9 protein-coding genes are annotated in these 13,252 nt (G+C 60.3%); 5 read left to right on the plus strand and 4 right to left on the minus strand.

Annotation, left to right across the window (positions count from 1 at the left end; genetic code table 11):
- Positions 1-84: 84 nt before the first annotated feature.
- Positions 85-825, plus strand: coding sequence for a YebC/PmpR family DNA-binding transcriptional regulator (locus AB5Y80_RS17510; protein WP_039039845.1), 741 nt, complete (start codon positions 85-87; stop codon positions 823-825).
- 340 nt (positions 826-1,165) lie between these two features.
- Positions 1,166-2,791, plus strand: a complete 1,626-nt coding sequence (locus AB5Y80_RS17515) for a phosphoethanolamine--lipid A transferase (protein WP_323944981.1) — start codon at positions 1,166-1,168, stop codon at positions 2,789-2,791.
- Between the two features lie 68 nt (positions 2,792-2,859).
- Here AB5Y80_RS17515 and AB5Y80_RS17520 read toward each other — a convergent pair whose 3' ends face one another.
- The 3 genes from AB5Y80_RS17520 to nagB are packed head-to-tail and all read right to left on the minus strand — an operon-like array spanning position 2,860 to position 6,034.
- Positions 2,860-4,074: an ROK family protein gene (locus tag AB5Y80_RS17520; protein ID WP_010674096.1), complete on the minus strand. Its 1,215-nt coding sequence runs from the start codon at positions 4,072-4,074 to the stop codon at positions 2,860-2,862.
- Between the two features lie 4 nt (positions 4,075-4,078).
- On the minus strand, positions 4,079-5,224 hold the full coding sequence (nagA, locus tag AB5Y80_RS17525; RefSeq protein ID WP_039039842.1) for an N-acetylglucosamine-6-phosphate deacetylase: 1,146 nt from the start codon (positions 5,222-5,224) through the stop codon (positions 4,079-4,081).
- Between the two features lie 9 nt (positions 5,225-5,233).
- Complete coding sequence (gene nagB / locus AB5Y80_RS17530; protein WP_010674098.1) at positions 5,234-6,034, minus strand: glucosamine-6-phosphate deaminase; 801 nt, start codon at positions 6,032-6,034, stop codon at positions 5,234-5,236.
- Between the two features lie 272 nt (positions 6,035-6,306).
- Here nagB and nagE point away from each other — a divergent pair, with 272 nt between their 5' ends.
- From nagE to glnS, 3 genes are all read left to right on the plus strand, one after another.
- The gene (gene nagE / locus AB5Y80_RS17535) at positions 6,307-7,761 is read left to right on the plus strand and encodes an N-acetylglucosamine-specific PTS transporter subunit IIBC (protein ID WP_010674099.1); all 1,455 of its coding nucleotides are present in this window, start codon (positions 6,307-6,309) and stop codon (positions 7,759-7,761) included.
- A gap of 122 nt (positions 7,762-7,883) precedes the next feature.
- A complete protein-coding gene (locus AB5Y80_RS17540; RefSeq protein WP_368173270.1) occupies positions 7,884-10,547 on the plus strand; it encodes a beta-N-acetylhexosaminidase in 2,664 nt (887 codons plus the stop codon).
- Positions 10,548-10,885: 338 nt separating this feature from the next.
- Positions 10,886-12,547 carry a glutamine--tRNA ligase gene (gene glnS / locus AB5Y80_RS17545; RefSeq protein WP_042878130.1) on the plus strand — a complete coding sequence of 554 codons (1,662 nt, stop codon included), beginning with the start codon at positions 10,886-10,888 and terminating at the stop codon, positions 12,545-12,547.
- Between the two features lie 99 nt (positions 12,548-12,646).
- Here the strand turns inward: glnS and fur are convergent, their stop codons facing one another.
- Positions 12,647-13,075, minus strand: coding sequence for a ferric iron uptake transcriptional regulator (gene fur / locus AB5Y80_RS17550; RefSeq protein ID WP_010674102.1), 429 nt, complete (start codon positions 13,073-13,075; stop codon positions 12,647-12,649).
- Between the last annotated feature and the right edge of the window lie 177 nt (positions 13,076-13,252).

Here is a 13,252-nt window from a genome sequence, read left to right on the forward strand (position 1 = left end):
AAGGCCGCAGCGATGCGGCCTTTCCCGTTTCCCCCTGGGCGCAACCAGTGTTACTGAAATTTCCAACTATAACGGAGAGTCCCTATGGCAGGTCACAGTAAATGGGCCAACATCAAACACCGCAAGGCGGCGCAAGACGCCAAGCGCGGCAAGATCTTCACCAAGCTGATCCGCGAAATCACCACCTCCGCGCGTCTGGGTGATGCCGATCCTGCCAACAACCCCCGCCTGCGTGCGGCGGTGGCGGCAGCCCTGACCAGCAACATGACCCGCGACACCATCAACCGCGCCATCCAGCGTGGCGCCGGCGGCGGTGACGGCGAGCAGCTCGAGACCATAGTCTACGAAGGGTACGGCCCGGCCGGTTCCGCCGTCATGGTGGAGTGCCTGACCGACAACCGCAACCGTACCGTGGCCGAAGTGCGCCACGCCTTCAGCAAGTGCGGCGGCAACCTGGGGACCGACGGCTCCGTGGCCTATCTGTTCACCAAGAAGGGGGTGCTGACCTTCGTGGGCGCCGATGAAGACGCCCTGATGGACGCCGCGCTGGAAGCCGGTGCCGACGACGTGGTAACCGAAGAAGATGGCACCATCGAGGTCTACACCACCCCGAACGACTTCGGCACCGTGCTGGACGGTCTGGAAGCCGCCGGCTTCAAGCCCGAGAGCGCCGAAGTGACCATGATCCCCTCCACCGAGGCGGAACTGGATGCCGAGACCGCGCCCAAGCTGATGCGCCTCATCGACATGCTGGAAGATCTGGACGACGTGCAGGAGGTGTACCACAACGGCTCCATCTCCGACGAGATCGCCGCGACCCTGTGATCCCTCAGGGCAAAGGGGAGGGCGACCACAACGGTTCTCTTCCCCGGCTCCGACGAGATTGCCGCGACCCTGTTCAGGTTCGCGAACACACAGGTGCGACACCTTGTTCACCTTCGCAAAAACGGCAGCTCGGGCTGCCGTTTTTTTATGTGCCAGACCGCGCCCCTCCCCTTGTGGTTCGATTTCCTCTCTTAATGTTCGCTTAAGTTTGCCGTCCTAGGATGACCCCGTATCTGGACCTCCCTGGCTCTTGTCCTGTTTTTCAGGGCCGAGTGTCGGGATGGTCACCACGAAGCCTGCTGGCAGGTTGTTAGTTCCACTGGTTTGTCGGAGTCTCTCTATGCGTCTCACTCTGGGAGTGATGAAGGTCAATCTGTTGCTGGTGCTGCTGTTTGCACTGGTCTTCAACTGGCCCATTTTCCTGCACTTTTATCGCATCCTCACCGCCCTTGAACACGTCAAGGCGGGGTTTGTCCTCTCCATACCCCTGGTGCTGGTGGCGGCCCTCAACGCGGTGTTCCTGCCCTTTACCTTCCGCTATCTGCTCAAGCCCTTCTTCGCCTTGCTCATCATGACCGGCTCCCTCGTCAGCTACGCCATGCTCAAGTACGGGGTGATCTTCGACATGGGCATGATGCAGAACATCATCGAGACCAACAGCGGGGAGGCGGGATCCTACCTCAACGGCTCCGTGGTGCTCTGGTTCCTGCTGACCGGCCTGCTGCCGGTGCTGGTGCTGCTGTGGGTGAAGATTGAGTATCCCCGTCCCTGGTACAAGGGGCTGGGTCTGCGCCTCGGTTCCATCGCCCTCTCCTTGCTGTTTCTGATGGGGGCTGCCGCCCTCTATTACCAGGATTACGCCTCGGTCGGGCGCAACAACAAGTCCCTCGGCAAGGAGATAGTGCCCGCCAACTATGTGCACGGGCTCTACAAGTACGCCCGGGATGTGGTCTTCGCCACTCCCATTCCCTACCAGCAGATCGGCACCGATGCCAGGGTGATCGGCCAGCACGAGAAGCCGACCCTGATGTTCCTGGTGGTGGGGGAGACGGCTCGCAGCCAGAACTACTCCCTCAACGGCTACAAGAAGGAAACCAACGGCTTCACCGAGAAGGAGGCCAATGTGGTCTCGTTCAGAGACGTGCGCTCCTGCGGCACCGCCACGGCGCTCTCCGTGCCCTGCATGTTCTCGAACATGACCCGGCGCGGCTATGACGAGGCCAGGGCCCAGTCCCAGGACGGCTTGCTGGACGTGCTGCAACATGCCGGGATCTCGGTGCTCTGGAAGGAGAACGACGGCGGCTGCAAGGGGGTGTGCAAAAACGTTCCCACCATCGAGATTGAGCCCAAGGCATTCCCCGCATACTGCTCCGGCAATGCCTGTCATGACGAGGTGCTGTTGCAGGGGCTGGATCAGCAGATCGCCGACATGCAGGGCAAGCAGGGCAGCAAGCTGGTGGCCTTCCACCTGATGGGCAGCCACGGTCCGACCTACTATCGCCGCTACCCGGCCGCCGATCGCGTCTTCCTGCCGGACTGCCCGCGCAGCGACATCGAGAACTGCAGCAACGAAGAGCTGGTGAACACCTATGACAACACCATCCGCTACACCGACAAGGTGCTTGCCCAGCTCATCGACAAGCTCAAGAGCCTGGAGAGCCAGTACAACGTGGGGCTGGTCTATCTGTCGGATCACGGTGAATCCCTCGGTGCCATGGGGCTCTATCTGCACGGCACCCCCTACAAGTTCGCACCGGACGATCAGACCCGGGTGCCGCTCCTGACCTGGTTCTCTCCCCAGTTGCAGGCAGACCGTCAGCTCAATCTGGATTGCCTGCAACAGGAGGCAGCCAGCAAGCGCTTCTCCCACGACAACCTGTTCCACTCCATGCTTGGCATCATGGACGTGCAGACCCAGGTCTATGACGGCAAGCTGGATCTGTTCAAGCCGTGCCGGGCGGGGTGAACCGGCGAAAACAGACCATAAAAAACGGCAGCCACTGGCTGCCGTTTTCGTGTCCGAAGGGGTGGGCCTTACTTTTGCTCCATGATGATCTGCAGCAGATCCCCTTCCAACAGGGAGCGCTTGACCAGGGCGAAGCCGCCGATGGTGGGCTGGTTCTGGAAACGCGCCTTAACGATGGGCAGGCCGCGATGGAAACTTGGCAGAGACTGGTGCTCGACACAGCGGCGGATGGCCGGGATCAGGATCTCTTCGGCGGCGGTGATTTCACCGGCGATGAGCACCTTCTGGGGGTTGAACAGGTTGACCGTGATGGCGATGGCGCGCCCCAGGTGCTCCCCCACGTTCTCGATCACGCTGCGGGCCAGCTCGTCACCGGCCACCGCCGCCTTGCACACCTCCTGAATGGTGATGTGCTTCTCTTGCAGCGAACTCAGGTGACCGCGGCTGATGAGCTCCTTCACCTTGTCGACGATGGCCTCGTTGGAGGCGATGGTCTCGAGGCAGCCGAAGTTGCCGCAGTGGCAGCGCTTGCCAAGGGGTTCGACCTGGATGTGGCCTATTTCGCCGACGTTGCGGTTCTGGCCAAGAAACACCTTGCCCTTGGTGATGATGCCCGAGCCCGTCCCCTGGTGGACACTCACCAGGATGGAGTCCATGCAGTCGCGGGACTCGCCGAAGAAGTGCTCGGCCAGCGCCAGCGAACGGGTGTCGTTGCCCACGTAGCAGGGGAGGTTGAAGTGGTGCTCCAGGAGCTTGGCGAGCCCCAGGTTGCGGATCTGGTAGGTGGGGGTGTAGATGACCATGCCGGATTCCGGGTTGACCAGACCCGGCATGGTCAGCGCGATGCTGATGAGGTTGCGGCTGCGATCCTGATTGGCGTCGATGAAGGCGCCAATCTCCCGCAGCAGCATGTCCACCACCGGTTGCTGCTCGATCTCGGTCACCTGGGTGATGTGCTGATCGAGCTCCTTGCCGTCGAGGTCATACAGGGAGAGCTGCAGGTAGCCGCGACCCAGCTTGGCGGACACAAACTGGAAGCGATGCTTGATGGTGGTCAGGGAGATGGCGCGGCGCCCGCCAGTGGAGGCTTGCGGCGAGGTTTCCCTGATGAGGCCGTGCTCGATCAGTTGCCGGGTTATCTTGGTCACGCTGGCCGGGGCCAGCTGACTCAACTCGGCAATTTTGACCCGCGAGATGGGCCCCTGCAGGTCAATGAGGCGATAGACGACCGCACTGTTTACCTGCTTGATAAGATCTACGTTTGCTATTTGTCCGCCAGTCATAGTGTCACTGTGTTGTGTAGTGTCCGTTAACCACGGTCCCGCAGACCGCGAAGGCCTGATCAAAGACGGTGAGGTTGGCAATTTTTCCGACCTGGATACTACCGAGACGCGAGTCCCATCCAATGGCACGAGCGGGGTAAAGGGTGGCCATTCTCAGTGCTTCGTCGAGCGGCAATCCGACCTGTTTGACCAGATTTTCCACCCCTTCGATCATGGTGAGGGCGGAGCCGCCGAGTGTACCATTCTCATCGACGCACTGACCATCGCGGAAATAGACGGTTGCGCCGCAAAAATCAAATTTCTCAAAGCCTTCCGGTGCGCCCGCCGCCGCGGTGGCATCGGTGACCAGCACCAGCCGCTCCCCCAGCATCCTGTGTGCCAGGCGCACGTTGGCCCAGTGTACGTGGTGGCCGTCGACGATGATGCCCGCATAGACATCCTTGCGATCGTAGATGGCACCGACCACGCCGGGCTCGCGACCATTCAGGGTCGGGGTCATGGCGTTGTAGAGGTGGGTGGCAAAGCGCATGCCGTTGTCAAAGCCCGCCATGGCCTGGTCGTAGTTGGCGGCGGTGTGGCCGGCGGAGACCAGGATGCCGGCCTCCACCAGACGGCGGATGTGCTCGGGCTTGTTGCGCTCCGGCGCCAGGGTGATCTTGGCGATGGCGTCCGCGTTGTCGCAGAAGAAGTCAATCATCTCGTCGGCGGGCTGGCGGATCTGTTCGGCCGGGTGGATCCCCTTGCGCTTGAGGTTGGTGTAGGGCCCTTCCAGATGGACGCCAAGCACCTCGTTGGGGTGGGCGGCCATGTAGTCGCGGGTGACGGCGACGGCCTGCTTCATGTCCGCATCCGGGCTGGTGATCAGGGTCGGCAGGAAGCTGGTTGTCCCGGATTTCAGGTTGGCCGCCTGCATGGTGGCCAGGGTGTCCGTGGTGATGTGACCGTTGAACATGACGCCACCGCAGCCGTTGAGCTGGACGTCGATGAAGCCGGCGCTGAGGTTGGCGCCCTGGAGGTCAATCTGCTCGATGCCAGCGGGCAGTTCTGCCTGGCGGGAGATGGCGACAATCTTGTCGCCATCGATGACCACGCCATAACCGGTCAGCACGCAGCTGCCGGTGTAGAGAGTGCAATTAGTCAGAGCGTACATGGGAGCTCCTCAGAGGTGCTTGATGTTGTCGGCTTCCAGTTGCTGGAAGTAGCGCACCGTCTTGACCTTCAACTCCATGGTGGAAGGTTCGTCGCACACCACAATCCCTTTCGGATGCAGTTGCAGGGTGGAGATGGTCCACATGTGGTTGACGCTGCCCTCCACGGTGGCCTGCAGGGCCTGGGCCTTGGCGTGACCGACCACCAGGATCAGGATCTCTTCGGCGTCCATCAGGGTGCCGACACCCACGGTCAGGGCCAGCTTGGGCACCTGCTCCATGTCGCCGCCAAAGAAGCGGGAGTTGGCGATGCGGGTGTCTTCGGTCAGGGTCTTGACCCGGGTACGGGAAGCCAGGGAAGAGGCCGGTTCGTTGAAGGCGATGTGGCCGTCATTGCCGACGCCGCCCATGAACAGGTGGATCTTGCCGTAGGACTTGATCTTGTCTTCGTAACGCTGGCACTCGGCCACCAGATCCTCGGCGTTGCCATTGAGGATGTTGATGTTTTCCGGGCGAATGTCCACGTGATTGAAGAAGTTGTTGTGCATGAAGCTGTGGTAGCTCTCCGGGTGTTCCTTGGGCAGCCCCACGTACTCGTCCATGTTGAAGGTGACCACGTTCTGGAAGCTCACCTCGCCGGCTTTATGCAGCTCAATCAGGCGCTTGTAGGTGTTGAGCGGGGTGCCGCCAGTGGGCAGACCCAGCACGAAGGGGCGCTCGGCAGTGGGTTTGAACGCATTGATGCGGTCAACGATGTAACGGGCAGACCAGAGACCCACCTGGCTGGCAGACTTCAACGGGATCAGGCGCATTCTATATACCTCAGTACGGTTGCCGCACAGGGAGTGACGGCAAGGGACCAGACACGGATTCAAGTTGTTTTATAGCGTAAATAAAGATTGCGAACTAAGCCACATCTATCGGCTACCTTTATCTCTGTTGAGTGATAATGATCACGAAAGCTGGTTTATTAATTTGCGCAGCGAAATAAAACACATAGACTGCCAATCAAGCCTTGATGGCTTATGCGTCGAACGTGATAAGCACTTAATTTCTAGAAAAACACCAACTAAGGAGAGGAACCGTGAACATTCTCGGTTATTTGCAAAAGATCGGCCGTGCCCTGATGGTGCCGGTAGCGGTATTGCCTGCCGCCGCGATCCTGATGGGGATTGGCTACTGGATTGACCCGAACGGTTGGGGTGGCGGAAGCCCTCTGGCTGCGTTTCTGATCAAGGCGGGCGCCGCCATCATCGACAGTATGCCCATTCTGTTCGCCGTCGGCGTCGCTTACGGCATGTCCAAGGATAAAGACGGTTCCGCCGCGCTGGCCGGTCTGGTCGGCTTCCTGGTGGTCACCACCCTGCTGAGCCCGGGCGCCGTGGCCCAGATCAAGGGTATCCCGGCCGACCAGGTGCCGGCAGCCTTTGCCAAGATCAGCAACCAGTTCGTCGGCATCCTGTGTGGTGTCATCGCCGCTGAGCTCTACAACCGCTTCAGCAGCGTGGAGCTGCACAAGGCGCTGGCTTTCTTCTCCGGTCGTCGTCTGGTGCCGATCGTGACCTCCGTGGTGATGATCGTCGTCTCCTTCATCCTGATGGCCGTCTGGCCGGTCATCTACGGTGGCCTGGTGAGCTTCGGTGAATCCATCGTCAGCATGGGCTCCACCGGTGCCGGCATCTACGCCTTCTTCAACCGTCTGCTGATCCCGGTCGGTCTGCACCACGCCCTGAACTCCGTGTTCTGGTTCGACGTGGCCGGCATCAACGACATCCCGAACTTCCTGGGTGGCCAGTCCTCCATCGACGCCGGCAAGGCTGTCGTGGGCGTGACCGGCATGTACCAGGCCGGCTTCTTCCCCATCATGATGTTCGGTCTGCCGGGTGCCGCACTGGCCATCTACCACAGCGCGAAGAAAGAGAACAAAGAGAAGGTTGCGTCCATCATGATCGCTGCCGCCTTTGCCGCCTTCTTCACCGGGGTGACCGAGCCGCTCGAGTTCTCCTTCATGTTCGTGGCGCCGGTACTGTACGTCATCCATGCCCTGCTGACCGGTATCTCCGTGTTCATCGCAGCCTCCATGCACTGGATCGCCGGTTTCGGCTTCAGCGCCGGTCTGGTGGATATGGTGCTCTCCAGCCGCAACCCGCTGGCGACCCAGTGGTACATGCTGCTGGTACAGGGCCTGGTCTTCTTCGGCCTCTACTACGTGGTCTTCCGCGCCGTGATCGCCAAGTTCAACCTGAAAACCCCGGGTCGTGAAGATGACGAAGCCGTGCCGGTACAGGCTCAAACCACCGACCGTACCGAGCTGGCCAAGCAGTATCTGGAAGTGCTGGGTGGTCAGGACAACCTGGTGACCATCGACGCCTGCATCACCCGTCTGCGTCTGACCCTGAAAGACCGCAGCATCGTCGATGAGCGCAAGCTCAAAGCCCTGGGCGCGGCCGGTGTGGTCAAGCTCGGTGAGCAGAACCTGCAGGTGATTCTGGGCCCATTGGCCGAGATCATCGCCGGTGAGATGAAAGCCCTGCGTTAATCGAGCGACTCGCTCACCTCAAGTCTAAGTCCATTGTTGACATAACTAAGGGCCCCGCCTCGGGGCCCCATATAAAAAAAGCCAAGAAAATCCAACCTTTACTTCAAATGAGAGCAGCAGTTATGAACTTGAAACATTCTCTGTTAGCCATTGCCATGTCTACCGTTTTCGCCGGTCCCGCACTTGCAGCCGATGCTGCCAGGCAAGCGGTGGTCGACGCCCTCGCCAGCAACCTCGTCGTCAAGTACGAAGTCGTCACCAATGACGGTGCCGGCGCCGGTCTTGACTGCCAGGCGCTGGGCTCCGAGTGGGCGAGCTGCGGCGTTGCCAAGCTGCACCTGACCAATACCGGTGCCGACGTCACCTCCAAGGACTGGAGCATCTATGTCTCCTCCATCCGCCGCATCCAGCGGGTGGACAACGACCAGTTCACCATCACCCACCTGACCGGCGACCTCTATCGTTTGACGCCGACCGAGAAGTTCCAGGGCTTTGCCAAGGACGCCACGGTCGAGGTGCCCCTGGTGGTGGAATACTGGGTATTGTTCGAATCTGACATCATGCCGAACTGGTATGTCGCCAGTGAAGGGGCCGAGCCGAAAGTGCTGGCCAGCATGAGCAACATCGACGATACCAGCACCTACGAGAAGCCGATGCCGGCCGATGGCTGGAAGCGCACCAAGGATGACAACAACATCCTGATGAACAGCGAGACCCGTTTCGCCGCCAACCAGACCAGCACCTTGCTGCCTGCCGGCAAGATTGACGACCGCATCCTGCCAAGCCCGATGAAGCAGGTGGTCAAGGCCGGCCCGCAAATCGACTTCTCCACCATCAAGCTCAATGCCCTTGACCTGCCGAGCGATCGCGCCGAGGCCCTGAAGGCGCAACTGACCAAGCTGGGTGTTACCCTCTCCGACACCGGCTACCCGGTCACCATCAAGCTCGGCAGCAAGCTCAAGCAGGCCGAAGGCTACGACATGACCATCGGCAAGAAGGGCACCGTCATTCAGGGGCACGACGTTGACGGCGCCTTCTGGGGCGCCCAGTCTCTGATCTCTCTGCTGGGGGTTGACGACAAGCTGGTGAGCCAGATGAGCGTCGAGGATGCGCCGCGCTTTGAATACCGGGGCATGCAGACCGACGTGGCCCGTCACTTCCGAAGCCCGGAGACCATGAAGAAGCTGGTGGATCAGATGTCCGCCATGAAGCTCAACGTGCTGCACCTGGGGCTGACCAACGATGAAGGCTGGCGTCTGGAGATCCCGGGCCTGCCGGAGCTGACCGACGTCGGCAGCCAGCGTTGCCATGACGAGTCCGAAACCAAGTGCCTGATGCCGCAGCTTGGCTCCGGCCCCACCAGCGACAACCAGGGCTCCGGTTTCTACAGCAAGGCGGACTACATCGACCTGGTACGCTATGCCAAGGCCCGCGGTGTGACCGTGATCCCCGAGATCAACATGCCGGCCCACGCCCGTGCCGCCGTGGTCTCCATGGAGGCACGCTACAAGCGTCTGATGAGCGAGGGCAAAGAAGCCGAGGCCAACCAGTTCCGTCTGACTGACCCGGCCGATACCTCCAACGTCACCTCGGTACAGTTCTACGACAAGATGTCCTTCATCAACCCCTGCCAGCCGGGTGCCGCCACCTTCGTTGCCAAGGTGATGGACGAAGTGGCCCAGATGCACCAGGCCGCCGGCCAGCCGCTGACCGCCTGGCACTACGGTGGTGACGAGGCGAAGAACATCATGCAGGGCGGTGGTTACCAGGATCCGGCCGTCACCAAGAAAGAAGATCTGGTGGCCTGGAAGGGCAATGTCGACTCCAGCAAGCAGGACAAGCCGTTCGGCAAGTCCCCCATGTGCCAGAAGATGATCGACGATGGCAAGATCAAGGACGTGGCCGAGCTGCCGGTCTACTTTGCCAAGGAAGTGAGCGAGATGGTCAAGGGCCACGGCTTCTCCACCCTGCAGGCGTGGGAAGATGGCCTGAAGTACGCCACGGATGCCAGCGTATTCGCTACCGACAAGACCCGGGTCAACTTCTGGGAAACCCTCTACTGGGGTGGTTTCAACGAGGCGATGAAGTGGGCGCACAAGGGCTATGACGTGGTGCTCTCCAACCCGGATTACCTCTACTTCGACTTCCCGAACGAGGTACACCCGGCCGAGCGCGGCTACTACTGGGCAACCCGCTTCAACGACACCCGCAAGGTGTTCGCCTTCGCCCCGGAAAACCTGCCGCAGAACGCCGAGACCTCGGTTGACCGCGACGGCAACGCCTTCGTGGCCAAGGGTGACCAGGATCCGGTCAAGTTCAAGGGGATCTCCGGTCAGCAGTGGAGTGAAACCGTGCGCACCGATGCCCAGTACGAGTACATGGTCTATCCGCGTATCTTCTCCGTGGCCGAGCGCGCCTGGCACAAGGCCGGCTTCGAGCTCGATTACGTGAAGGGTCGCGAGTTCTCCGGCACCACCAAGCACGTGAACAAGGCCACCCTGAACAAGGAGTGGAACCAGTTTGCCAACGTGTTGGGTCAGCGAGTGCTGCCCAAACTGGACCAGGCCGGGGTGGAATATCGCCTCTCCGTACCGGGTGCCAAGGTGGTGAACGGTGTGCTGGAAGCGAATGTGGATCTGCCGGGTCTGCCCATCCAGTACAGCCTGGATGGCAAGAGCTGGAGCGCCTACGACGCTGCCGCCAAGCCGACCGTGGATGGCAAGGTCTACCTGCGTACCACCAGCTTCGATGGCAAGCGCACCAGCCGCGTCACCGAGCTGAACTGATAGCTCTCAATCCATAACGCAAGGTGGGTCGCAAGACCCGCCTTTCCCAAGGTCGATGGCCATCGGGTTTGGGAAAGGTTGACTCTGCGTGTGAACCTTTGTTGTGTGTGTTTTGTCTGTTTTTCATCACTTGAGACCCCGCCCCGTGCGGGGCTTTTTTTGATCAGGATCTCTGCAATTTCTCCCGTTTCGCCGTTTTTGGTGCGCCAATGACCCGAATTGGCCAAATTCAGGTTGAGGCAGGGCGCGTAATGAGGGATCATACCCGGCTTGACGGCGGGGGTATGAGGGTGCCAGCCGGCACAACGTCCGCCAGTGACGCATTTTTGAGGTGAGCCATGAGTCAGGCGAACAGCCCAACTAACTTTATTCGTCAGATCATTGATGAAGATCTGGCAAGCGGTAAGCACAGCAGCGTGCATACCCGTTTCCCGCCGGAGCCGAACGGTTATCTCCATATCGGCCACGCCAAATCCATCTGCCTGAACTTCGGCATCGCCCGCGACTATCAGGGTCAGTGCAACCTGCGTTTCGATGACACCAACCCGGCGAAGGAAGACATCGAGTTCGTGGAGTCCATCAAGCAGGACGTCCAGTGGCTGGGCTTCCAGTGGAGCGGCGAGATCTGCTACTCCTCCGACTATTTCCACAAGCTGCACGGCTACGCCATCGAGCTCATCGAGAAGGGACTGGCCTATGTGGACGAGCTCTCCCCGGAGCAGATGCGCGAATACCGCGGCACCCTGACCGCCCCTGGCAAGAACAGCCCGTTCCGCGATCGCAGCGTGGAAGAGAACCTGGCCCTGTTCGCCAAGATGAAAAACGGTGAGATGGCCGAAGGCTCCGCCTGCCTGCGCGCCAAGATCGACATGGCATCCCCCTTCATGGTGATGCGCGATCCCGTCATCTATCGCATCAAGTTTGCCCATCACCACCAGACCGGTGACGAGTGGTGCATCTACCCGATGTATGACTTCACCCACTGCATCTCGGACGCCCTGGAGGGGATCACCCACTCCCTGTGTACCCTGGAGTTCCAGGACAACCGTCGCCTGTATGACTGGGTGCTGGACAACATCAGCATCGACTGTCACCCCCGTCAGTACGAGTTCTCCCGTCTGAACCTCGAATACACCGTTATGTCCAAGCGCAAGCTGAACCTGCTGGTAACCGAGGGGCACGTGAACGGCTGGGACGATCCGCGCATGCTGACCGTCTCCGGTCTGCGCCGCCGTGGTTACACCCCGGCCTCCATCCGCGAGTTCTGCAAGCGCATCGGTGTGACCAAGCAGGACAACATCGTCGAGATGAGCATGCTGGAAGCCTGCATCCGCGACGATCTCAACGAGAACGCCCCGCGCGCCATGGCCGTATTGCACCCGGTGAAGGTGGTGATCGAGAACCTGGCGGCCGACGAGGTGCTGACGGCGCCTGCGCACCCGAACAAGCCAGAGATGGGGACCCGTGAGCTGCATTTCTCCCGCGAAATCTTCATCGATGAGGCGGACTTCAAAGAGGAAGCCAACAAGCAGTTCAAGCGGCTGGTGCTGGGCAAGGAAGTGCGCCTGCGCAACGCCTACGTCATCAAGGCCGAGCGGGTCGAGAAGGATGCGGACGGCAAGGTCACCTGCATCTACTGCTCTTACGACCCCGAGACCCTGGGCAAGGATCCGGCGGACGGCCGCAAGGTGAAAGGGGTGATCCACTGGGTCAGCGCCACTCACTCCCTGCCGGCCGAAGTGCGTCTCTACGACCGTCTGTTCAAGGTGCCGAACCCGGGCGCAGAGGATGACTTCGAAGCGGCTCTGAATCCGGAATCCCTGGTGATCATCGAAGGGGCCCGGGTGGAGGCTTCCCTGAAGGATGCCAAGCCGGAGTTTGCCTACCAGTTCGAGCGTGAAGGTTACTTCTGCGCCGACAACAAGCTCTCCAGCGCCGAGCGCCTGGTGTTCAACCGCACCGTGGCCCTGCGTGACGTCTGGGGCAAGGCCGAGGTCTGATAGAAGAGGGCAGGGGAAACCCTGCCGCTTCTGGTCCGGATTGCGGACACAAAAAAGCCAGCATGATGCTGGCTTTTTTATTGCGCCGACCCGGCCGAATCAATCGTCGTGCTTGCAGTCACCGTTGGCGCAGTGGCCATACAGGTAAAGGCTGTGGTTGGTCAGGCGGATGTTGTGCGCCTTGGCGATGTCGCGCTGGCGCTGTTCGATCACCTCGTCGGAGAACTCGATCACCTTGCCGCAGTCGAGGCAGACCAGGTGGTCGTGGTGCTCCTGGGTGGCGAGCTCGAACACCGACTTGCCCCCTTCGAAATGGTGACGGGTGACGATACCGGCATCATCAAACTGGTTGAGAACGCGATAAACGGTAGCGAGACCAATCTCCTCGCCCTGATCGATCAGCCGTTTGTACAGATCTTCCGCACTGGTGTGCTGGCAGTCCGGCTGTTGCAGGATTTCCAGGATCTTGACACGGGGCAAGGTGATCTTGAGCCCGGCCTTTTTTAACGCTTGGTTGTTGTCTGCCATTTCTATTTATTCGCATTCTCGAAGGTGTGGTTATTCTGATTGACTGCCGCTGTAATGGCAACCACGAACTCGCTTGGCCTGTCATTATAGGTCGTAGCCAAGTTAAAAATAAACCCAGCAATTCAAGGGCTTTAGCTCATCAAGCCCGTCATGGGAATATTCAGGCCCGCTTGCTCG

It is taken from the genome of Aeromonas sp. R2-1, from assembly GCF_040908425.1.
Classification (GTDB): domain Bacteria; phylum Pseudomonadota; class Gammaproteobacteria; order Enterobacterales; family Aeromonadaceae; genus Aeromonas; species Aeromonas caviae.

Bases quoted from the DNA above. Each gene is read 5' to 3' on its own strand.
- AB5Y80_RS17515 (WP_323944981.1), top strand. From the start codon at position 1,166: ATGCGTCTCACTCTGGGAGTGATGAAGGTCAATCTGTTGCTGGTGCTG.
- nagA (WP_039039842.1), bottom strand. From the start codon at position 5,224: ATGTACGCTCTGACTAATTGCACTCTCTACACCGGCAGCTGCGTGCTG.
- nagB (WP_010674098.1), bottom strand. From the start codon at position 6,034: ATGCGCCTGATCCCGTTGAAGTCTGCCAGCCAGGTGGGTCTCTGGTCT.
- glnS (WP_042878130.1), top strand. From the start codon at position 10,886: ATGAGTCAGGCGAACAGCCCAACTAACTTTATTCGTCAGATCATTGAT.
- AB5Y80_RS17510 (WP_039039845.1), top strand. From the start codon at position 85: ATGGCAGGTCACAGTAAATGGGCCAACATCAAACACCGCAAGGCGGCG.
- AB5Y80_RS17540 (WP_368173270.1), top strand. From the start codon at position 7,884: ATGAACTTGAAACATTCTCTGTTAGCCATTGCCATGTCTACCGTTTTC.
- fur (WP_010674102.1), bottom strand. From the start codon at position 13,075: ATGGCAGACAACAACCAAGCGTTAAAAAAGGCCGGGCTCAAGATCACC.
- AB5Y80_RS17520 (WP_010674096.1), bottom strand. From the start codon at position 4,074: ATGACTGGCGGACAAATAGCAAACGTAGATCTTATCAAGCAGGTAAAC.